Genomic DNA, 20,659 nt, shown 5'->3' on the forward strand with positions numbered 1-20,659 from the left:
AGGGGGAGCCATGCGGACCGTTGGGTTCGTCACGATCGGACAATCGCCCAGACTGGACCTGATCGACGAGTTCGACCGGGCGCTCCAACATGCGCGGCTCGTGCAGGCGGGCGCGCTCGACGGCTTGAGCGACGCCGAGATCGCCCAGTTCGCACCGCGCGACGACGATGCGGTTCTCGTCAGCCGTCTGCGCACCGGGCGTGAGGTGCGGCTCGCGCACGGCTGCGTCGCACCCAGGGTGCAGGCCGCCGTGCGCCGGCTCGAATCCGAGGGGGCCGACCTCATCGTGCTCCTCTGCACCGGCGACTTCCCCGACCTCGTGTCCCGCGGCGCGGTCGTGTGCCCGAACCGGATGTTCCCGCACGTCGTCGCGGCGGCGCTCGAGGGCGTTCGGGCGCCGGGCCGGGAAGCGCGGCTGGGCGTGACGGTGCCTGACGCCGCGCAGGTGCCGTGGGCGGAGACTCACTGGGGTCGGCTCGCACCGGCGACCGCCGTCACGGTGTCGCCGTACAGCGAGTCGGGCGCGCTGGACGCCGCGGGGCGGGCGCTCGCGGCCGCCGGTGTATCGCTCGTGGTGATGGACTGCATCGGCTACACGAGGGCGATGCAGGGTGCGCTGGCGCGCGCGGCCGCGGCGCCAGCGGTGTTTGCGACCGGTGCGGTCTCGATGATCGTGCGGGAACTGCTCGCGGGGGCCGCCGCGCCTGAGTACGTCGGGCCGACGGCGACGCCACAAGACTTCTCGGCGGGAGCGGGACGATGAGCGACGGTCACACGGGGAGTCGCGTTGACGGCGTCGAGGTCACGGGGGTGGTGGAGGCCCGGCTTGCACCGGTGCTGAGCCCCGACGCGCTCCGGTTCGTCGCGCGTCTGCACCGCGAGTTCAACCCGACGCGGGTGGCCCTCCTTCGGGACCGCGCCGATCGGCAGGCCGCATTCAACGCCGGGGCGCTCCCAGCGTTCCTCTCCGCCACGCGGAGCATCCGCGAGAGCGCGTGGCGCACGGCTCCGGTTCCCGACGACCTTCAGCGGCGGCACGTCGAGATCACCGGCCCCGCGGAGCGGAAGATGATCATCAACGCGCTCAACTCTGGCGCGGATGTCTTCATGGCCGACTTTGAGGACGCGCTCTCGCCGACCTGGGCGAACGTCCTCGAGGGACAGCAGAATCTTATCGACGCGGCAGGTCGGACGATCGCATACACCAGCCCGGAGGGGAAGACGTACCGGCTGGGCGAGACGATCGCGACGTTGCTCGTCCGTCCGCGCGGCTGGCACCTGACCGAGAAACACGTGCTCGTGGACGGACGACCGATCGCCGCGGGGCTCTTCGACTTCGGGCTCTACTTCTTCCACAACGCGCGGCGTCTGTCGGAACGGGGCACCGGACCGTACTTCTACCTGCCCAAGCTGGAGAGCCACACCGAGGCACGGCTGTGGAACGACGTGTTCGTCGCGGCGCAGGACGCGCTCTCGGTGCCGCGCGGCACGATCAAGGCGACCGTGCTCGTCGAGACCGTGCTTGCCGCGCTCGAGATGGAAGAGATCCTCTACGAGTTGCGGGATCACTCCGCCGGCCTGAACGCCGGTCGATGGGACTACATCTTCAGCGTCATCAAGAAGTTCCGGGACCGCCCGGGGTTCGTGCTGCCCGACCGTGCGCAGGTGACGATGACCGTGCCGTTCATGCGGGCCTACACCGAGTTGCTCGTCCGGACATGCCACCGGCGGGGCGCGCATGCGATCGGCGGCATGGCCGCGTTCATCCCCAACCGCCGGGACGCGGCGGTGACCGAGGTGGCGTTGGCCAAGGTTCGGGAGGACAAGGTCCGCGAGGCGCAGGCCGGCTTCGACGGCACCTGGGTCGCCCACCCGGACCTCGTTGCGGTGGCGGCAGGTGTTTTCGACCGGGTGCTCGGGTCGCGCCCGCACCAGGTCGAGCGCCTGCGCGACGACGTCCACGTGACGGCGCGTGAAATCCTCGACGTGCGCGTGCCGGGCGGCGAGACGACGGAGGCGGGCCTGCGCAACAACATCAGTGTCGCACTGCAGTACCTCGAGGCGTGGCTCGGAGGCTCCGGCGCCGTGGCGATCTACAACCTGATGGAAGACAGTGCGACGGCGGAGATCTCCAGAAGTCAGGTGTGGCAGTGGGTGCGCCACGGGACCGCGCTCGCCGAGCACCGGCATGTCAGCGCCGAGTTGGTGCGTCGGATGTGCGACGAGGAGGTCGCCCGGCTGCGCCGTGAGCGCGGGGACACGGGCGGTGCCGCGGGTCGGCTCGATTGGGCGCGGAAGCTGTTCGAAGAGGTGGCGCTCAGCGAGACGTTTGTGGAGTTTCTGACGCTTCCCGGGTACGCTGCGTTGGACTGACCGGTTAGTGCAGCCCCAAGATCCTGGCGGCGTCCGGCACAACGCCCCAGAACATCACCAGCGCGAGCGCAATCAGCGGGATCACGATGACGTACATCATGACCAACCGCTCGAACTTGAGGTTCATGTAGTACGCGCCGATGAGGCTGGCCTTCAGGCACGCCGTGATGAGCAGGATCGTGACGCGCATCGCGGCCGGGAGCGCGAACACGAGCACGACGCTGACCTCGACCGCGGTGAGGACGAGCAAGATCAGCCACGCCGTGAGGAACGTGCGCGGCGGTGCCATGTGATCATGTTCGACGATCTCCGGGTCATGGTGATGCATTCGTTGCGCCCTCCCGCTACAGTAGGTAGATCGACGGCCAGATGAATACCCACACGAGATCGACGAAGCCCCAGTACAGGCCCGCGACCTCGAGCCCGCCAGCCCCGGACAACCCTTTGGCGATGCGATGCGCCATCGCCCACAGGTACACGCATCCGCCGACGACGTGCAGCCCATGATAGCCGGTGATGATGAAGAACGTGAAGCTGAACGCCGGCACTCCCCAGGGATTGGTGTTCAGCCGGGCCCCGTCCGCGATGAAGTGCGTCCACTCCGTCGCCTGGAGCGCGGCGAAGATGAACCCCGCCACAATCGTCGCCGCGATAAACCACACCGCTCGTTGCCGGGCGCCGCGCCGGGCCTCGTAGACCGACAGCGCCATCGTCGTGCTGCTGCAGATCAGGATGACGGTCATGATGCCGACGAGCCGGATGTTCATGATGTGCGCCCGGTCGGGCCACGTCGGACTCCCGAGGCGGAGCGTCCACAGGCCGATCAGCATGCCCGAGAACGTCAGGGCATCGGACATCAGGAACAGCCACATCATCAGCTTGCCCCAGCCGACGTCGAACGGCGACCGCCCCCCGTCCCACCTCGAGGCCGCCGTCTGATCCGGCTCGTGTGCACCTACCGCCGTCATCATCGCCTCCCCAGTGTCGCCGCCCCCGTCAGACCCAGAACAGGAGCACGAACAGGTACACCCAGAGCAGGGCCATGAAGTGCCAGTATGTCGCGCAGTTCGTGATCCCGGCGTGATTCTGCGCGGTGTAGCGCCCGCTCCACGTCCCCACCAGCACGAGCGCCAGCGCGGCGATGCCGCCGAGCAGGTGCACGCCGTGGACCGCGGTCAGCACGTAGAAGAACGAGCTGTGGGGGTTCGTGGTCAGGAACAGACCCTGCGCGGCGAGTTGCCGCCACGCGACGACCTGGCCGAGGACGAACAGCAGGCCGAGCGTCGCCGTCGCCTCGACCCCGCGCCGCAGCCCGGCGACGTCCCCCGATCGAATGCGCCGGCGCGCCCAGTCCAGGGTGACGCTGCTGCTGAGCAGCACGGCGGTGTTGAGCCACAGCACCCAGGGCGCCGCAAACTCGACCCAGCCCGTTTCCTGACGGCGGACCAGGTACGCGCTGGTGAATGCCAGAAACAGCATCGTGACTGCGGCGAGGAATGCCGCGACCCCGAGCAGACCCGTCCCGACCGGTGCCGGCTCGCGCCCCGGCGCGGCGCCTCCGCCCGAAGGTCCCCGTCCCCGGCCGCCGAGGCCGCGGAGGGGGGAGCCCGGGCGTTGGCGTTCAACGAGTTGCGTCGGCATCATCGCTCCTGGATGACCCCGTGTGGGTCACCGCGCCCCCACGTCTACGCTTCTCCGCCGCCCGCGCTCGCGGCAACGGGCACCGCCTGCACGGTCTGCGGCACGTAATCATCCTTGGCGCCGGGGACGCTGTAGTCGTACGGCCACCGGTACACCGTCGGCAGCTCGCCCTCCCAGTTCCCGTGCGGCGGCGGCGTCGTGGTGGTCCACTCGAGCCCGTTCGCGCGCCACGGATTCGGGCCCGCCGCGGGGCCGTGTTTCAAGCTCCAAAAGAAGTTGAAGATGAAGAAGAGCTGGGCGAATCCGAGCAAGAACGCGCTCAACGAGATGAACACGTCGACCGGCCCGGTGTTCGCGAGGAAGGGGTACGCGGTGTTTTCGTAGAGCCGCCGATCGTTGGAGTGGATCCCGATGAAGTGCATGGGGTAGAAGGTGCCGTAGATGCCGATGAACGTGAGCGCGAAGTGGATCTTGCCGAGCGTCTCATTCATCATGCGGCCGAAGAACTTCGGGTACCAGTAGTAGGTCGCGGCGAGAATCGCGAACAGCGACGCGCTCGCCATGACGAAGTGGAAGTGAGCGATGATGAAGTAGGTGTCGTGCAGGTAGATGTCGACGGGCGCGATGGCCAGAAAGATGCCGCTCAACCCGCCCGTGACGAACACGGACACGAACCCGATCGCGAACAGCAGCGCGGTCGTGAAGTGAATCCTCCCGTGCCACAGCGTGGTGCACCAGTTGAACGTCTTGATCGCCGACGGGACCGCGATGATGATCGTGGATCCCATGAACGCGGCGCCGAGCAGCGGGTGCATGCCGCTGACGAACATGTGGTGGCCCCAGACGAGGAAGCTCAAGAACCCGATCGCCGAGATCGACAGCACCATCGCCTTGTAGCCGAAGATCGGCTTGCGCGAGAACGCTGAGATAATATCCGACACGACGCCCATCGGCGTGAGGATCAGGATATACACCTCCGGGTGGCCGAAGAACCAGAAAAGGTGCTGCCACAGCAGCGGGTCGCCGCCCTGGTGGGCGACGGCTCCGCCCCCGATGATGAGGTTGGACGGTTCGAAGAAGCTCGTGCCCGCAACCCGGTCGAGCAGCAGCAGCCCGAGGGCGGCCATCAACACGGGGAACGTGAGCAGGGCGAGCACCGCGGTGACGAACGCGCCCCAGATCGTCAGCGGCAGGCGGCCCATCGACATGCCGCGCGTCCGCATGTTGAGGATCGTCGTGAGAAAGTTCAGCGAGCCGAACAGCGAGGAGACGACGACGAACAGGATGGCGATGATCCAGAGCGTTTGGCCGAGTCCCGCCCCACCTTCGGCCGCGGGGACTCCGGAGAGCGGAGCGTAGGAGGTCCACCCGTTGCCGGCCGGGCCGCCCGGGACGAAGAACGACGCGAGGATCGTGAGCACCCCGGGGACGAACGTCCAGTAGGAGACCATGTTCAGGAACGGAAACGCCATATCCCGGGCGCCGATCATCAACGGGATCAGCAGGTTGCCGAGCCCGCCGGTGAGCATGACCGTCAAGAAGAAGAAGATCATGATCGTGCCGTGCATCGTCACCGTCTGCAGGTACTGCTCCGGGTTGAGGACGCCGTTGTCGGGCCACCCGAGATGAGCGCGCATCAACATCGCCATGGCGCCGCCGACGAGCGCCATGAACATCGTCGTGAGGAAATACTGCTTCCCGATCATCTTGTGGTCGAGGCTGAAGATGTAGTGCCGGATGAAGCTCTCTTTCGGGTGGGCCTCGTGGGCCGCCTCCGGCTGGTGTACCGCAACCGCGTCCATGGAGTCTCCTTTTCCTCAGCGCGCTCGGCGAGCTACTTTTCCTGGGACTGGAGCCATTGGTCGAACGTACTCTGGCTCTCCACGATGACGTTCCCCCGCATCGTGTAGTGACCGACGCCGCAGAGCTGCGCGCAGACGATCTGGTAGTTGCCGGCTTTGTCGGGCGTGAACCAGACTTCGACGGTTCTTCCCGGCATGGCGTCTTGCTTCACACGGAAGTTCGGGAGCGAAAAGCTGTGGATGACGTCTATCGAGGTGACGCGGACGGCAACCGGCCGGTTAAGGATCAGGTGAAGATCGTTCACCGTGATGACGTTTTGCTTGTTCTCGGGATCGCTGGGATCCATCCCGAACGGGTTGCTAGCGGTGACGAACTTGGGATCCGTCCGGCCGAACTTGCCGTCGGGGCCGGGGTAACGAAACTGCCATTCGAACTGACGCCCGATGACATCGACCTGTTCGGCGTTCGCGGGTGGCGCGCTGTAGATCTTTGCCCAGACCACCTCGCCGAAGACGCCGAGGATGATGAACGCGATCGTCGGCACAATCGTCCACGTCAGTTCTGCGCCGAGGTGTTCGTGCCAATGCGCCGCCCGCTCGCCTCCCTTCGCGGGAAACCGCCAGAGGGAGATCCCCAGGAACAGATGGACAATTACGAACGGGATCGCGGTGAGAATCAAGATGACGTAGAACAGCTGATCCAGGACGACGCCCTGCGCGGACGCTAACGGGAGCAGCCAGTACGACCGTGCCGACCAGACGAACGAGAGGACGCCAGCGACGAGAATGAACATCATCAGCGCGGACATCCAGCGTCCCGCCCACCGCTCGTCCTTGACCTGGCCCGGGTGCTCCATCTGCCGTTATCCTCCAGAAAAACGCTTCGCCGCGGGTCGTCGCCCATGCCACGGCCCGCGGTCGCCTGCAGGTCTGTCAGTGGCCGATCGCTCCCTCAAATCTTCATCCTCGGCGTGACCGATCCCTCTCAGATGCGCGGGCACGGTCCGTCCACTCCCTCGCCCCACGATCGGCGGTCACGTTCGTTCGCGGTCGGCACTCGGTGGCCGATTTCGACCGCCTGGCCTCCGGCCCGGCGTCGTCGTGACTTTCGGTGAGAGGCTTCGTGCCCGGCGCGATCGACCCCGAACTGGAGTTCGTTACGCCATTACGGAAAGTCCACCTTGTTATTGTGCACACTCGAAGGAAAACGGAGCGGCACGGGGAATCTTACGCCAAATTCACCGCCGATGCCGGCGCGCTCGACCTGATGCGAGAAGGCATTGGGATTCCACAGCTCGGCGCGAGAGGAGGGGGTTATGCCCGTACGGACGACAACGCTATTCGCGAGGATTCTCGCGTTCTCGCTCGCTGCGACCCTCGTCGTCACGCTCACGATGTTCGGCAAGTCGTCCACGTCCTTCGCCCAAGCCAAGACGATCTACATCGGGATCGACCTGCCGCTGACGGGTGCGGACGCAGAGGACGCGACCCTGATCAAGGACGGCGCGCTCATGGCGATCGACGAAACGAACGCCAAGGGCGGGGTCGCCGGCTACAAGCTGGAGGCGATCGTCCTCAACGACGCGACCGCGACGGCCGGTCAGTATGATCCGGCGCAGGCGGCGACGAACGCGCGCCAAATGGTGGCGAACGTCGGCATCGTCGCGGCCGTGGGCCCGCAGATGAGCGGTGCGGGCAAGGCGATGTCGCCGATTCTGAGCGAGGGGGGGCTTGCGACGATCACCCCGAGCTCGACAAACCCCGACATCACCGACCCGAAATTCGCCTCGCAATACCGGCCGGGAGGCAAGGCCATCTACTTCCGCACCGTCACCACCGACGCGTACCAGGGCCCGAACATGGCCAACTTCTACGCAGAGACCCTGCACGCGAAGTCCGTCTATGTGCTGGACGACTCCGGCGCCTACGGCGTCGGGATCGCCGACACGTTCCAGAAGCAGGCGGCCGCGAAGGGCATCAAAGTCCTCGGGCGCGATCAGCTCAATCCTAAAGAGGCCGACTACACGACGGTGCTGACGAAGATCAAGGGGCTGAGCCCGGACGCGATCTACTACGGTGGTGTGGACCAGGCCGGCGCCAAGCTGGCCAAGCAGGCATACGATGTGATGCCCAAGCTGCTCAAGGGCGGCGGCGACGGCATGTACAGCGCCAACCTTCTCAAGGGTGCCGGCTTCCCGGCGTCCAACGGCTGGTACGCCACGATCGCGGGGCCGCATCTCACGGAGAGCCCAGCCCTCAAGCCGTGGGTGACGCAGTTCCACACGAAGTACGGGTCGTACCCCGGAGACTACTCCATTACCTCGTACGACGCCATGCTCGTGATCATCGACGCGATCAAGCGCGTGGCCGCCGGCGGTAAACCGGTCACCCGCGACGCGGTCCGCGATGCGATTCAAAACACACATCTCCAGACGCTGCAGGGCGTGATCGAATTCGATCAGAACGGTGACATCAAGAGCCGGGTGGTCAGCGTGTTCCAGGTGGTGCACAACACCGAGTACCAAGACGTCGACATTCTCCACCAGTTCAAGTACATCGGCGTCGCGCCGCAGAACTAGCGTGGCCAAAGTGCACGATGAGCTTCGGCGGAGCGGGCCGGCCTTAGCCCGCTCCGCCCGCCTATTGAGCCCGTGACTCGGAGCCCGGCGCGATGACCTTTACCGACGTACTGCTGCAGCAGATCATCAACGGGCTGAGCCTCGGCGCGATGTACGCGTTGCTCGCGCTCGGCTTCACGATGGTGTACGGCATCATCGAGCTCATCAACTTCGCGCACTTCAACGTGTTCATGGTCGGGTCTTTCGTCGCGATGTTCGTGCTGCAGTGGGTCGGCCTCTCCGGCCAATCCCGCGTGCTGACGGGGGTCCCGCTGATCGACGCGCTGGGGTTCGCGTTCGCGGCGACGATGCTGTTCTGCGGCCTGCTCGGGGTGGCGATCGAGCGCATGGCGCTCCGGCCGATGCGCCACGTTCGGGGCACGGCGGCGATGATCACCACGATCGGCGTTTCCTACATCCTCTACAATGTCGTGCTGTTGACGGCGGGCGCCGCGTCGCTGAACTATCCGGACCCGATGCCGCCGGTTTCCTGGCACATCGGCGGGGCGGTGCTGCGCTTACGCGAGGTCCTGCTCTGGACCGTGTCGCTCGTATTGATGGCCGCGCTCCACATCTTCGTTCGGCGCACGAAACTCGGGAAGGCGATGCGGGCGACTGCGCAGGACCAAGAGGCCGCACGCATGATGGGCGTGGAGGTCGACCACGTCGTCATGCTGACGTTCTTCATCGGGTCCGCGCTCGCCGGCGCCGCTGGGCTGATCTTCGGCCTCTACTACGACTTCACGAATTTCGTGATCGGGTACACGGCCGGGCTGCGCGCGTTTACCGCCGCCGTGCTGGGCGGCATCGGCAACATCCCCGGGGCGATGATCGGTGGCCTCGCGATCGGGCTGATCGAGTCCCTGGGCGGCCAGTTGCTTGCGGTCCGCTGGACCGACGTGATCATCTTCTCGATCCTCATCATCGTGTTGGTATTGAGGCCGTCCGGGCTCCTGGGGTTGTCCTCGCCCCAAAAGTCGTGAGGCGGGTCAATGGCTGACGTGTCTCCTTCGCCCGCGACGAGCGCCGAGGCCGTCCCGAGGTCCCGGCCGCGGTCGTGGACGGACGCGGTCGCGGCGCCGGTCCGCCGGATTCCCGAGACGACCCGTCGTCGGACGGCTCTGGTGCTGGTCGCCGTGGCGGCGCTTCTGTTTCCCGTGATCGTGCAGAACGGCGGGGATATCGACGCTGCGGCGAACGCCTGCTCGTTCGCGATCCTCGCGCTCGGATTGAACATCGTCGTCGGGTTCGCCGGCCTGCTGGACCTCGGGTACGCCGCGTTCTTCGCCATCGGCGCGTACACGTATGGAGTGTTCGCCTCGGGCCAAGTGCACCCGCTCTGGGGTGCCGCGTGGGAGCCGCTGCGGTGGCTCGGTCTGGTCAGCCGTTTTCACATCGCGGGAGCCCCGGATACCGTGCAGATGCAGTTTTCGTTCTGGCTGATGCTTCCCGGGGCGGCGCTCGTCGCGGCGTTCTTCGGCATCTTGTTCGGTGCGCCGACGCTACGGCTCAAAGGGGATTATCTTGCGATTGTCACGCTCGGCTTCGGTGAGATCGTTCCCATCGTGGTGCGCAACACGCCGTCGCTGACGAACGGCGCGATGGGGCTCAACGGGGTGATCTCGCCACAGATCTTCGGGCATCGGTTCGGCGTCAACGCGACCCCGTTCTATTATGTAGGTCTCGTCATGATCGCGTTGCTGCTGTTTGTCAGCTTCCGGTTGAAAGACTCTCGCATCGGGCGCGCGTGGATGGCGATTCGCGCGGATGAGATCGCCGCCGGCGCCATGGGGGTCAACCGGACGCGCCTGAAACTTCTCGCGTTCGCGGTGGGCGCGGCGTTCGCCGGCGCGACGGGGACGTTCTACGTGGCCAAGCTCCAGACTGCGACACCGGAGATGTTCATGTTCCCGGTGTCGGTGATGGTGCTGGTCATGATCGTGCTCGGCGGGACCGGGAGTCCCACCGGGGTCGTCGTCGGGGCGCTGCTCCTTCAGTTGCTCCAATCCTGGTTCCTCGAGGACCTCACCCAGTGGATCCACGCGTTCGGTCGGTTGGTGCATAGTGCTGCGATTCAGCAGATCGATCTCGTGCAGTCGATCGAGTTGATCTTCGGCATCATTCTCGTCGTGATGATGCTGTTCCGCCGTCAGGGTCTCATCCCGGCGACCCGCACGATCGCGCCCTTATCGTTCGCCGAGCAGGCCGCGAGCCCGACCCGCGGCGGCATCGGTGCAGAGGTGCGCGGTCTACGGCAGCCGGATCCCCCGTCGGGCGCCGCGATGCTCGAGACGCGGGGGCTCACGAAGCGGTTCGGCGGGATCACCGCGGTGAAGGGCGTGGACCTGACGATTCTGCCCCATCAGATCGTCGCGCTGATCGGTCCCAACGGATCGGGCAAGACGACGTTCTTCAACCTCGTCACCGGGCTGGACGGTCCCGACGCGGGCGCGGTGGTGTTCATGGGTACCGAGATCACCCGGCTGCCGGCGCACGTGATCGTGGAGCGGGGGATTGCACGCACGTTCCAATCGCTGCGGCTGTTCAACGACATGACCGTGCTCGAGAACGTCCTCGTGGGCATGCACGCGCGGATGCGGACCGATGCGATCGGCGCGGTGCTGCGGCCACCGTCTGCACGTCAGGAGGAGCGGCAGACCCGCGAGTACGCGATGGAGATCCTGGGGGTCTTTGGGAACCGACTGGTGCCGCGTGCCAATCACCTCGCGCACAGCTTGTCCTACGCGAACCGGCGCCGGCTGGAGATCGCGCGGGCGGTGGCGTCCCGGCCGCGGCTGCTCCTCCTCGACGAACCCACCGCCGGCATGAACCCGGCGGAGACCTTGGAGTTGGCCGATCAAGTGCGCAGTCTCCGGGGGATGGGCGTGACCGTGCTGATGATCGAGCACAAGCTCAACGTGGTGAACGATATCGCCGACCGCGTGGTCGTGCTCGACTACGGCGAGAAAATCGCGGAGGGGCTCGCCCGCGACATCCAAGAAGATCCGGAGGTCATTCGTGCCTATCTCGGACGCACCGCCACTGCTCGAGTTTAGAGACGTCGACACCTATTACGGCGAGCTCCACGTCCTCAAACAGGTGGGCTACCAGATCTTTCCCGGCGAGATCGTGTGCCTGCTCGGCGGCAACGCGTCCGGGAAGTCCACCACGATGAAGACCGTGCTCGGGATCGTCCGCCCGGCGCGCGGGACCGTCCACTACCGCGGGACCGTGATCAACACGTTGTCCACGTCCGAGCGCGTGCGCCGCGGCATCGCGCCGGTGCCGGAGGCCCGCCGTCTGTTCCCGCGGATGACCGTGTCCGAGAACCTGGAGATGGGTGCGTTCACGCGCAACGACCGCGCGGGGATCGAGGCCGACCTGGAGCGCGTCTACACGCTGTTCCCCCGGGTCAAGGAGCGACGCCATCAGCTCGCCGGCACGCTCTCGGGCGGCGAGCAGCAGATGGTTGCGATGGGGCGTGCGTTGATGGCCCGCCCGACGCTGTTGTGTATGGACGAGCCGTCGATGGGGCTCAGCCCGTTGTTCGTCGAGCAGGTCTTCGATATCATCCAGGAGATCAATCGTCAGGGCACCACGATCTTTGTGGTGGAGCAGAACGCCAACATGGCGCTGTTGATCGCCCACCGCGGCTACGTGCTGCAGACCGGTCAGGTCGTCCTCTCGGGATCGGCGCAGAGCCTCCGCGAGAACGAGATGATCCGGCGGGCATACCTGGGAGAGATGAAGACGGCGTGAGCCGCTGACGCCGGCGGGTTCCGTCCGGTGGTCACGCGAGGTCCTCGCCCCTCATGCGTCCCCGTCTTCTCGCAACCACTGTTGTGCGAGCCCTCGTCGCGCCTTGGCTTCCCGCACGCCCGTGCTGCGCAGTTTCATCGAGACCCCCAATCATTGTGAGCTTTGTGATCACTGGATGCGTCGACGAGGGGGCCCGCTGCGAACTGACAGATGATCTCCCGCCTCGCTATGCGAGCGCGTCGTCCACCGTGGTCCGCAGGAGCCGCCCGAGCTCGGCCATCTCGTCCGCGGTGATCGTTAGCGGCGGGCCCACCAGGATCTGATCGGCGACGCGGCCCGGCAGCGCCCCTCCCGCGGGGTAGACGAGGAGGCCGCGGCGCATCGCCGCGGCGACAACGGCCGCCGCAGGCGACGCGGCCGCGAGATGGCCCTCGGGGACCGCGAATTCGATGCCCCACATCAGACCGCGCCCGCGCACCTCCGAGACGCGCGGATGTCGCCGGAGCGGTTCGAGCTCCCGCGCGAGCCACTCGCCCTTGCGGCGGGCGGCCGCCACCAAGTCGTGGTCGCGGACGTACTGGAGGACCGCAGCCGCAGTGGCGCAGGCGAGCGGGTTGCCCGCGTACGTGTGGCCGTGGATGAACCGCCCCGAGGTGCGCAACAGCTGATCGGCGATGCGCTCGTGCGCGACGACTGCGCCGATCGGTACGTACCCGGCGCCCATGCCCTTCGCGCAGACGATGAGATCCGGCACCACGCCCCAATGGTCCAGGGCGAAGTTGGCGCCCGTGCGGCCGAATCCGGTCATCACCTCGTCGGCGATCAACAGCACGCCGTGGCGGTCGCAGATCTCGCGGATGCGCGGAAAGTACTCCGGTGGGGGCACCACGGCCGCGTTGGCCGCGCCCGACAGCGGCTCCGCGATGAACGCCGCGACGGTCTCCGATCCTTCCCGCTGGATCGCGTGCTCGAGCTCAGCGGCGCACTCGATCCCGCATCCGCCGTAGGTCAGGCCGAACGGACATCGGCGGCAGTGCACTTCCGGGATCTGGGGGAAGGGGATGAGGAGCGGGCCGTACGGCGCCCGCCGCGCCGCGAATCCGGAGAGCGACAACGCTCCGAGGGTCGCCCCGTGATAGCTCGCACGTTTGCTCATGACCTTGTACTTAGCGGGCCGGCCGGCGTCCACCCAGTACTGCCGCGCCATCTTGATGGCCGTCTCCGTGGCCTCGCTGCCGCCGGACACAAAGAAGACCCGCGTGAGGCCCGGCGGAGCGAAGCTCACGACCAGGTCCGCGGCCTGCTCCTGGGCCTCCGTGGTGAATTCGGAGCCGTGGGCGAACGTGAGCAGCCGCTGCTGGCGTTCCATCGCCGCGAGAATCTCCGGGACGCTGTGCCCGATGTTCGCCGCGAGAGGGCCGGACGATCCGTCGAGGTAGCGGCGCCCCTCGCTGTCGTACACGTAGATGCCTGCCGCCCGCACCGCCCGGCGGAGGCCGGCGCCGCCCTCGCCAGGGGCCCGATACAGGACGTGGGTGGGCGTGTGGGACGTCGCGTCGGCCATCGATTGCCTCCTCCGGGGGCGTGCGAGGAGGTTCGTGGTGGGGCGACCGTTCCCTGCGGCCCGTGCGAACCCGACGACGTTCGAAGAGAGGACCCGCTTTGCGGAGCGGAGAATAAGAGGACAGTTCTGGGCGGGCCTTATCGGGCAACGATAGGGCTCTTTTTCGCGGGTGTGGGGCGGGTCGATGGCTGGACGATCGAGAGACGTGACAGACGAGATTCGCCACCGGGTCAGCATCCTGGAGGTCGTCTCGCCGCATGTCACGCTGCGTCGGGCCGGCCGCAGTTACAAGGGGCTGTGCCCGTTCCACTCGGAGAAGACACCGTCGTTCAGCGTCGATCCCGAGCGCGGCGTCTTCTATTGTTTCGGCTGCCACGCCGGCGGGGACGTGTTCGACTTCGTGATGCGGATCGGCGGGCTGGCGTTCAGCGAGGCGCGAAGGGACCTTGCCGAGCGCGCTGGGGTGCGCCTCGAGGAGAGCCCGGACGCCGAGCAGCGGGCGGGCGAGCGGGAGCGGCTCCTGCGCGCGGCGGCGGAGGCGGCCGCGTTCTTTCGCGTTCAACTTGCCGAAGACGGGGGACGTCGGGCGCGTGAGTACCTCGCGTCGCGCGAGGTCGCGCAGACGGTGATCGAGACGTTCGCGATCGGCTGTGCCCCGGCGGGGTGGGATCACCTACTGCGGGCGCTTCGGGTCCGCGGGTTCGACGCGGCCGCGTTGGAGCAGGCGGGGCTCGCGGTCCCGCGGCAGGGTGGCGACGGCCACTACGACGCGTTCCGGGACCGGGTGATCTTTCCGATCCATGACCTGCAGGGGCGGCCGATCGGCTTCGGTGGGCGGGCGCTCGACGACGCGGTGCCGAAGTACCTGAACTCCCGCGAGACGCCGCTGTTCGCGAAAGGGAAGGTGCTGTACGCGCTGGATATCGCCCGGGCAGCGATCCGGGAATCCGGCGAGGCGGTGGTGGTCGAGGGGTACATGGACGCCGTGAGCTGCCACCAGTTCGGTGTCCACGCGGCGGTGGCATCCCTGGGGACGGCGCTGACCCTGGATCAGGTGCTCCTTCTCAAGCGCTTTGCGTCGCGGGCGGTGTTGGTCTACGATGCCGATGCCGCAGGCGCGGACGCCGCGGTGCGGGGGTTGGGGCTGTTCGACCAGGCGGAACTCCCGGTTCGGGTGGCGGTACTGCCCGGCGGCACCGATCCTGATTCATTCCTGCACACCCGCGGCCCGGCGGCGTTTACGGAACTCCTGGAACAGGCGCTGCCGATCTTCGACTACCGTCTGGCGATCGCCATGGAGCACCACGACCGGCGGACAGTGGAAGGAAAGGTTGGAATTGTTCACGAAATGAGTCAGTTAATCACTATAGCGCTTAACCACGTCCGGCAGGCGGAATATGTGCGTATCCTGGCGGAGCGGTTGGGTGTACGAGAGGACGCCATCCGGGACGAGCTTCGGCGTCTCGGGCATCGTCAGGAGACGCGCCGGCCGCAGGCAGCGACGTCGACCCCGGTTCCGGTAGCGAGAGGACGTGCGGCGGCGGAGGAGTTGTTGTTGCACCTCCTCGTGGCCGACGCCACGCTGCGGGCGTCGGTGCGTGACGCCGTGGTCCCGGAGATGTTTCGGGCGCCGGGGCACCGCGAACTGGCGGAGGCGCTGCTTGCGCCCGGGGCGTCCACTGACGACGTGGGTCGGTTGCGTGAGCGGCTGCGGGAGGAGGCGGCGGTCTCACTCCTGAGCCGATTTTTGATTGCCGAGCCACCGGTGAAAGGCGATCCGCATAAGGTGGCCGGGGGGTGCGTGCAGAAGATCAAGTTGAGCGATCTGGAGGAGCGAATCGCGCAGCTGATGGAGGCCCACGGCGATGCGGTGCGTGCGCGCGACGACGCGCGGCGAGACCGCCTCGCCGTCGAACTGCTCGAGGCAGGGAACGAAAAGGAGCGACTTAGGGAGTTGAAGGTGAGTGTCTAGGACCCGACGAGCACAGGCAACGACAGACGCGGACGCCACGGCCTCGAAGCGGAAGCTCGAAGCCGAGAAGGCGATCGCGACGCTGCCCGCTGAGCTGCGCCAGCTGGTCGAACAGGGGCGTCAGCGCGGGTACGTGACGTACGACGAGATTCAGGCCGTGCCGGAGGTGGAGCACAACCTCGACGAGTACGACCGGATCTACGGCATGCTGGTGGATCTCGAGATCAAAGTTGTGGACGATCCCAAGGACGCCGAGAAAAAGGAAGATGAGGACGAGGCCGAACCTGTCGAACTGGAGCCCCTGGAAGGCGTCAGCATCGACGACCCCGTCCGGATGTACCTCAAGGAGATCGGCAAGGTGCCGCTGCTCAATTCCGCGGACGAGATCAAGCTTGCGAAGCGGATGGAGCGGGGCGACGAAGAGGCCAAGCGTCGGCTGATCGAGGCGAACCTGCGTCTCGTGGTCAGCATCGCGAAGAAGTACGTGGGCCGGGGGATGCTGTTCCTTGATCTCATCCAGGAGGGCAACCTCGGTCTGATCCGCGCCGTCGAGAAGTTCGACTGGCGGAAGGGATACAAGTTCAGTACCTACGCCACCTGGTGGATCCGGCAGGCGATCACGCGCGCGCTGGCGGATCAGGCGCGGACCATTCGGATTCCGGTTCACATGGTCGAGACGATCAACAAACTGATCCGCGTGTCCCGCCAGCTCCTCCAGGAACTCGGCCGGGAACCGACCCCGGAAGAGATCGGCCATATCATGAAGATGCCGACCGAGCGGGTCCGGGAGATCATCAAGATCGCCCAGGAACCGATCTCCCTGGAGACGCCGATCGGCGAGGAGGAAGACAGCCACCTCGGCGATTTCATCGAGGACCAAGACGCGCTCGCCCCAGCGGAGGCCGCGTCGTTTACGATGCTCAAGGAGCAGCTCGAGGGCGTACTGGAGACCCTGACGCCCAGGGAGCGAAAGGTGCTTCGACTCCGCTTCGGCCTGGACGACGGACGTCCGCGAACCCTGGAGGAAGTCGGGCGGGAATTCGGCGTGACCCGCGAACGGATCCGACAGATCGAGGCCAAGGCTCTGCGGAAGCTGCGTCACCCGAGCCGCAGCAAGCGGCTCAAGGACTTCATCGAGTAGGGAACCCCGCCGATCGCTCGCCACGGGGGTGTGTGCCCGGCCGCCGGAGCGGCCGGGCACCCTCGTATTTCACGGTCGCGTCGGTCTCAGGCGTTCCAGGAACCCCCGACGCGCGCGTCCAATCCTGCATTCGATCGGTCCACTGGACGCGGTGGAGGAGAGAGTGGCGCGATGCGGCCGGAGACGGATCGGTGGGGTCTGGTGATCGTTCGGATGCTCGTCGGCGCGATCTTCATCGCGCACGGATCGCCGAAATTGCTCGCGGCGCGCCGGAACCCCAGCCTCCCGGACTTTGCCGCGTCGCTGCATCGGATCGGCCTGAACCCAGGCCTGTTCTGGGCGTGGGCGGTCACGATTGTGGAGTCTTTTGGGGGCGTGTGCCTGTTCCTCGGCGTGTTCACGCGGGCCGCCGCCGCGCTGATCGGCGCCGAGATGATCGTCGCCGGCCTCAAGGTCAACGGCCTCCGGGGATTCTACTGGACCCACGGCGGGTGGGAGGTCCCGTTGGTCTTCGCCGTGCTCTGTGCCGTGCTTGTGCTCACGACCCCTGGGCGGCGCTCGGCCGGCCAGGCGCGGCGGTAGAGAAGGAGGCGGAGCGATGCCGGGACTGCGATTTCGGGCCGATGCGCTTCGGACGGTGGCGGCGCGGATCTTCATCGCGATCAGGACGCCGGACGATGTCGCCGCCGTGGTGGCGGACACGCTCGTCGAGGCGAACCTGATGGGGCACGACTCGCACGGGGTGCTCCGCGTCCCGCAATACGTCGGCGCGGCGCGGGAGGGACGCCTGAAGGTCGCGGCGCGGCCGAGACGCGTGACCGCGCGCGGCGCCACGGCGTTCGTGAGCGGTGAGTGGGGGTTCGGCCAACTGACCGGGAGGCTGGCGATGGACGAGGCGGTCCGCCTGGCGCATGAGTACGGCATCGGTGCCGCGGCCGCGATCCGGTGTACCCACCTGGGGCGCGTCGGCGACTACGTGGAGCGGGCCGCCGCCCACGGGTGCGTGGGGATGGCGTGGGTCGGGGGGTTGCATCCGGCCGCCGTGCCGTATGGGGGCCGCAGGCGCACGCTGGGGACCAATCCGATGGCGGTCGGGTTCCCGGTCGCCGGCGACCATCCGGTCGTTCTCGACTTCGCGACGACGATGATCGCGGCGGGGAAGATCGCGGCGGCGCGGGCGGCCAAGAAACCGCTCCCGCCGGGACGCATCGTCGACCGCGACGGCACGTCGGCGACGGACCCGCAGGCGTTCTACGACGGGGGCGCGTTGTTGCCGTTCGGGGAGCACAAGGGGTACGCGCTGTCCACGGTCGTCGATTTGTTGGGGCAGGCGCTCACCGGAGCCGAGCGCCCGGACGAGCATGGCGACGTACAGCCGGGAGAGCGGCGCTCGGGCGCGCTGTTCATCGCAGTCAGTACCGGCGCGTTCCGGCCGGCCGAGGACGCGGCGGCCGCCGCGCGGTCCATCGTCGACCGGTTGCGCGACGTGCCAACGGCACCCGGGTTCGATCGGGTGCTCACGCCCGGACAGCCCGAGGCGCTCATGCGGGCGCGGTGGCTGCGGGACGGGATCGAAGTGGCGGAAGCCACGTGGCAGGCGATCCGCGACACGGCGGCGGCGGCGGGTCTGGCCGCGGCCGCGCTCCCCGAACCGATGGGGTAGCCGCGGGTCTACCCGCAGACGTCCCTGAACACCCGAAGATAGTTGAGCCCCAGCAACTTGCGCAGTTCCTCCTCGTTGAAGCCCCGCTTCGCGAGCGCGACGGTCAGGTTCGGCCAGTCGCCGAAGTTCTCGTAGCCCCGGAGCACGTGATCTCCGAGCAACCGGTGCTCCTTGAGCCGGAACCCCGCCCAGTCGAACGTTGCGGGGTTGTGGCGCGGCATCGAGTCCGGATACTCGACGAGCGACTCGGTGCCCGGTCCGGGGCCCATCTTGTCGGTGCCGATTCCCACGTGATCGATCCCGCACACGTCCACAAGGTGCTCCACGTGATCGACGAACGCGTCGAGCGGGACCTCCGCTTTGTCGGAGATGAACCCGGGGATCACCACGACACCGAAGTACCCGCCGCGGTCGGCGACCGCCTTCGCGAGTTCGTCGGTCTTACCGCGGTCGTGGTAGCACACCGCCTTGCTTGCGGAGTGGGACACGATCACGGGGGCCGTCGAGATCTTGAGCGCGTCCCAGCCGACCTGCTCGCTGCAGTGGCTGACGTCCACCAGAATCCGCGCATCGTTCAGGGCCCTGACCATCTCCCGACCGAAGTAGGAGAGCCCGCCCTGGCCGGTCTCGGTGCAGCCGTCGCCCACGAGGTTGCGCAGATTGTAGGTGAGCTGCACCATCCGCAGCCCGAGGTTGTAGAAGTGCCGGACGCGGTCGAGGTCGTCCCCGAACGGGGTGGTGTTCTGGAAGTCGATCACGATCCCGCGCTTGCCCTCGCGGTGGACGCGCTCGATCTCGTCGGCGCGCCGAACGATTTCCACCGCCCCGCCGAGCGCGTCGGCGATGCCGTAGGCGCGCGAGATCAACTCGTTCGCGCGTTCGTACGCGCCCGTGTATCGGTGCGTACCCGAGAACGTGCCGCACGCGATGGTGACGCCCGATCGGTCCCACAATGCGAGGTACTGGGTCCGAGCCTCCGGGGACGCGATGATCTCCTCCGCCGTCATCGCCGCCATGCGGGGAGCGATCTCGTCGCGCGCCGTCATTCCCTTGCGCATGCTGTCCTCGAGCGCCTGCTTCATGCGCGGGGTAAACAGCGCGCCGCTTGTGATCGGAGGCTGCTGCGTGTCTATCACGAGCGCGTCGCGATGAATGCGGCGGGCTTCGTCCGGGGTCACGCGTGGTGTGCGCGTTCGAGCCATTGAGTCCCTCCCATGGTGGTGCGCGGCGGCCTCGCCCCGGCCGTCGTCCCCGACGGCTTCTGGGTTTCGCGGCCTGCTTCCTCTGGCGGGCCGGACGGACGCGTTGGAGCCATCGCGCCCGGGCGGCCAGATCTCAGCGCAGGGCGATCTCCAGCCGGCGGTTGGTCTTGCCTTTGTTCTCGGTCTTCGTGATCGTGAGACGGCCGATCTCGCCGGTGCGCGCCACGTGCGTGCCGCCGTCGGCCTGGGCGTCGAAGCCCTCGATCTCGATGACGCGTACGGTCTGGATGTCGGGTGGCAGCGAGACGTTCGCGAGCCGCGTGAGATCGGATCGTTCGAACTCCTCGCGCGCGACGAACCGTGCCAGGATCGGTCGGTCCTCCGAGATGATCCGGTTGGCTTCTGCCTCGATTGCTGCGATGCGTGCCTTGCTCAGGTCCTCCAGCGCAAAGTCCATCCGCGCCCGATCCGGATAGATCGCGCCGCCGGTTACCAGCGCGCCGAACAGGCGGTAGACGGCGCCGACCAGCACGTGCAGCGCGGAGTGGTGGCGCATGATCGCGTGGCGGCGCTCCCAGTCGATCGAGCCGCGCACCGAGCTGTCGCGCGCGGGGCCGGCGTCCTCCAGCACGTGCCAGATCGTGCCCCCGTCCCTGCGCTGTCCCGTCACGCGGGTCTGGCCGTCGCTCCATGCGAGCGTTCCGGTGTCCGACGGCTGGCCGCCGCCCCCGGGATAGAACGCGGTGCGATCCAGGGAAACGGCGCGGCCGTCCACCGTGGTGACGGTCGCGTCGAACTCTCGCATGTAACTGTCGTGGAGGTACAGCAACTCGGTCATTTCGCCTCCGCCCGTGCCGCGTCGACGTCGTTCCGGCGAACAGATACGCCGTCGCTCACGACCGAACCCTTCCGTGTTCGCCCCGT

At 67.2% G+C, this 20,659-nt stretch carries 18 protein-coding genes; 10 read left to right on the plus strand and 8 right to left on the minus strand.

All coding sequences use genetic code 11. From position 1 onward, the window contains the following. Positions 1-10 precede the first annotated feature (10 nt). Complete coding sequence (locus VKZ50_15745) at positions 11-763, plus strand: AroM family protein (GenBank protein ID HLJ61180.1); 753 nt, start codon at positions 11-13, stop codon at positions 761-763. After that, the gene (aceB, locus tag VKZ50_15750) at positions 760-2,373 is read left to right on the plus strand and encodes a malate synthase A (GenBank protein ID HLJ61181.1); all 1,614 of its coding nucleotides are present in this window, start codon (positions 760-762) and stop codon (positions 2,371-2,373) included. The genes VKZ50_15745 and aceB overlap by 4 nt, the downstream gene beginning before the upstream one ends. 4 nt (positions 2,374-2,377) lie before the next feature. On the opposite strand, the gene VKZ50_15755 is transcribed toward aceB, so the two are convergent. The 5 genes from VKZ50_15755 to coxB are packed head-to-tail and all read right to left on the minus strand — an operon-like array spanning position 2,378 to position 6,673. Continuing rightward, entirely contained in the window at positions 2,378-2,701 is a 324-nt protein-coding gene (locus VKZ50_15755; protein ID HLJ61182.1) for a cytochrome C oxidase subunit IV family protein, read from the minus strand. Between the two features lie 16 nt (positions 2,702-2,717). Next, positions 2,718-3,341 carry a cytochrome c oxidase subunit 3 gene (locus VKZ50_15760; GenBank protein HLJ61183.1) on the minus strand — a complete coding sequence of 208 codons (624 nt, stop codon included), beginning with the start codon at positions 3,339-3,341 and terminating at the stop codon, positions 2,718-2,720. 28 nt (positions 3,342-3,369) lie between these two features. Further along, a complete protein-coding gene (locus VKZ50_15765) occupies positions 3,370-4,014 on the minus strand; it encodes a cytochrome c oxidase subunit 3 (protein HLJ61184.1) in 645 nt (214 codons plus the stop codon). 44 nt (positions 4,015-4,058) lie between these two features. Next, positions 4,059-5,816, minus strand: a complete 1,758-nt coding sequence (locus VKZ50_15770; protein HLJ61185.1) for a cbb3-type cytochrome c oxidase subunit I — start codon at positions 5,814-5,816, stop codon at positions 4,059-4,061. 32 nt (positions 5,817-5,848) lie between these two features. Then, entirely contained in the window at positions 5,849-6,673 is an 825-nt protein-coding gene (gene coxB / locus VKZ50_15775) for a cytochrome c oxidase subunit II (GenBank protein ID HLJ61186.1), read from the minus strand. A 459-nt stretch (positions 6,674-7,132) separates the two neighbouring features. On the opposite strand from coxB, the gene VKZ50_15780 reads away from it, so the two are divergent. The 4 genes from VKZ50_15780 to VKZ50_15795 all read left to right on the plus strand — a co-directional run bounded on the left by VKZ50_15780 (position 7,133) and on the right by VKZ50_15795 (position 12,193). Beyond that, positions 7,133-8,395: a branched-chain amino acid ABC transporter substrate-binding protein gene (locus VKZ50_15780; GenBank protein ID HLJ61187.1), complete on the plus strand. Its 1,263-nt coding sequence runs from the start codon at positions 7,133-7,135 to the stop codon at positions 8,393-8,395. A 92-nt stretch (positions 8,396-8,487) separates the two neighbouring features. Then, positions 8,488-9,417, plus strand: a complete 930-nt coding sequence (locus tag VKZ50_15785) for a branched-chain amino acid ABC transporter permease (GenBank protein ID HLJ61188.1) — start codon at positions 8,488-8,490, stop codon at positions 9,415-9,417. A 9-nt stretch (positions 9,418-9,426) separates the two neighbouring features. Further along, positions 9,427-11,490, plus strand: a complete 2,064-nt coding sequence (locus VKZ50_15790; GenBank protein HLJ61189.1) for a branched-chain amino acid ABC transporter ATP-binding protein/permease — start codon at positions 9,427-9,429, stop codon at positions 11,488-11,490. Beyond that, positions 11,459-12,193: an ABC transporter ATP-binding protein gene (locus VKZ50_15795; GenBank protein ID HLJ61190.1), complete on the plus strand. Its 735-nt coding sequence runs from the start codon at positions 11,459-11,461 to the stop codon at positions 12,191-12,193. Before VKZ50_15790 ends, VKZ50_15795 begins: the two co-directional genes overlap by 32 nt. A 226-nt stretch (positions 12,194-12,419) precedes the next feature. Here VKZ50_15795 and VKZ50_15800 read toward each other — a convergent pair whose 3' ends face one another. After that, entirely contained in the window at positions 12,420-13,757 is a 1,338-nt protein-coding gene (locus VKZ50_15800; GenBank protein ID HLJ61191.1) for an aminotransferase class III-fold pyridoxal phosphate-dependent enzyme, read from the minus strand. Between the two features lie 205 nt (positions 13,758-13,962). Between VKZ50_15800 and dnaG the strand changes: the two genes are divergently transcribed. From dnaG to VKZ50_15820, 4 genes are all read left to right on the plus strand, one after another. Further along, entirely contained in the window at positions 13,963-15,729 is a 1,767-nt protein-coding gene (gene dnaG / locus VKZ50_15805) for a DNA primase (GenBank protein HLJ61192.1), read from the plus strand. A 73-nt stretch (positions 15,730-15,802) separates the two neighbouring features. Further along, on the plus strand, positions 15,803-16,870 hold the full coding sequence (gene rpoD / locus VKZ50_15810; protein HLJ61193.1) for an RNA polymerase sigma factor RpoD: 1,068 nt from the start codon (positions 15,803-15,805) through the stop codon (positions 16,868-16,870). A gap of 171 nt (positions 16,871-17,041) precedes the next feature. Continuing rightward, positions 17,042-17,452: a DoxX family protein gene (locus VKZ50_15815; protein ID HLJ61194.1), complete on the plus strand. Its 411-nt coding sequence runs from the start codon at positions 17,042-17,044 to the stop codon at positions 17,450-17,452. Between the two features lie 16 nt (positions 17,453-17,468). Continuing rightward, positions 17,469-18,533, plus strand: a complete 1,065-nt coding sequence (locus VKZ50_15820) for an Ldh family oxidoreductase (protein ID HLJ61195.1) — start codon at positions 17,469-17,471, stop codon at positions 18,531-18,533. An 8-nt stretch (positions 18,534-18,541) separates the two neighbouring features. On the opposite strand, the gene VKZ50_15825 is transcribed toward VKZ50_15820, so the two are convergent. Both VKZ50_15825 and VKZ50_15830 read right to left on the minus strand, forming a co-directional pair. Beyond that, positions 18,542-19,735, minus strand: a complete 1,194-nt coding sequence (locus tag VKZ50_15825; GenBank protein ID HLJ61196.1) for a dipeptidase — start codon at positions 19,733-19,735, stop codon at positions 18,542-18,544. Between the two features lie 133 nt (positions 19,736-19,868). Continuing rightward, entirely contained in the window at positions 19,869-20,573 is a 705-nt protein-coding gene (locus VKZ50_15830; GenBank protein HLJ61197.1) for an alanyl-tRNA editing protein, read from the minus strand. Positions 20,574-20,659: the final 86 nt, after the last annotated feature.

It is taken from the genome of bacterium (genome assembly GCA_035295165.1).
In the GTDB taxonomy this organism is placed as follows: domain Bacteria; phylum Sysuimicrobiota; class Sysuimicrobiia; order Sysuimicrobiales; family Segetimicrobiaceae; genus JAJPIA01.

Excerpts from the sequence above, each read along its gene's own strand:
- VKZ50_15745 (HLJ61180.1), top strand. The coding sequence starts at position 11 with ATGCGGACCGTTGGGTTCGTCACGATCGGACAATCGCCCAGACTGGAC.
- aceB (HLJ61181.1), top strand. The coding sequence starts at position 760 with ATGAGCGACGGTCACACGGGGAGTCGCGTTGACGGCGTCGAGGTCACG.
- VKZ50_15755 (HLJ61182.1), bottom strand. The coding sequence starts at position 2,701 with ATGCATCACCATGACCCGGAGATCGTCGAACATGATCACATGGCACCG.
- VKZ50_15760 (HLJ61183.1), bottom strand. The coding sequence starts at position 3,341 with ATGACGGCGGTAGGTGCACACGAGCCGGATCAGACGGCGGCCTCGAGG.
- VKZ50_15765 (HLJ61184.1), bottom strand. The coding sequence starts at position 4,014 with ATGCCGACGCAACTCGTTGAACGCCAACGCCCGGGCTCCCCCCTCCGC.
- VKZ50_15770 (HLJ61185.1), bottom strand. The coding sequence starts at position 5,816 with ATGGACGCGGTTGCGGTACACCAGCCGGAGGCGGCCCACGAGGCCCAC.
- coxB (HLJ61186.1), bottom strand. The coding sequence starts at position 6,673 with ATGGAGCACCCGGGCCAGGTCAAGGACGAGCGGTGGGCGGGACGCTGG.
- VKZ50_15780 (HLJ61187.1), top strand. The coding sequence starts at position 7,133 with ATGCCCGTACGGACGACAACGCTATTCGCGAGGATTCTCGCGTTCTCG.
- VKZ50_15785 (HLJ61188.1), top strand. The coding sequence starts at position 8,488 with ATGACCTTTACCGACGTACTGCTGCAGCAGATCATCAACGGGCTGAGC.
- VKZ50_15790 (HLJ61189.1), top strand. The coding sequence starts at position 9,427 with ATGGCTGACGTGTCTCCTTCGCCCGCGACGAGCGCCGAGGCCGTCCCG.
- VKZ50_15800 (HLJ61191.1), bottom strand. The coding sequence starts at position 13,757 with ATGGCCGACGCGACGTCCCACACGCCCACCCACGTCCTGTATCGGGCC.
- VKZ50_15815 (HLJ61194.1), top strand. The coding sequence starts at position 17,042 with ATGCGGCCGGAGACGGATCGGTGGGGTCTGGTGATCGTTCGGATGCTC.
- VKZ50_15820 (HLJ61195.1), top strand. The coding sequence starts at position 17,469 with ATGCCGGGACTGCGATTTCGGGCCGATGCGCTTCGGACGGTGGCGGCG.
- VKZ50_15825 (HLJ61196.1), bottom strand. The coding sequence starts at position 19,735 with ATGGCTCGAACGCGCACACCACGCGTGACCCCGGACGAAGCCCGCCGC.
- VKZ50_15830 (HLJ61197.1), bottom strand. The coding sequence starts at position 20,573 with ATGACCGAGTTGCTGTACCTCCACGACAGTTACATGCGAGAGTTCGAC.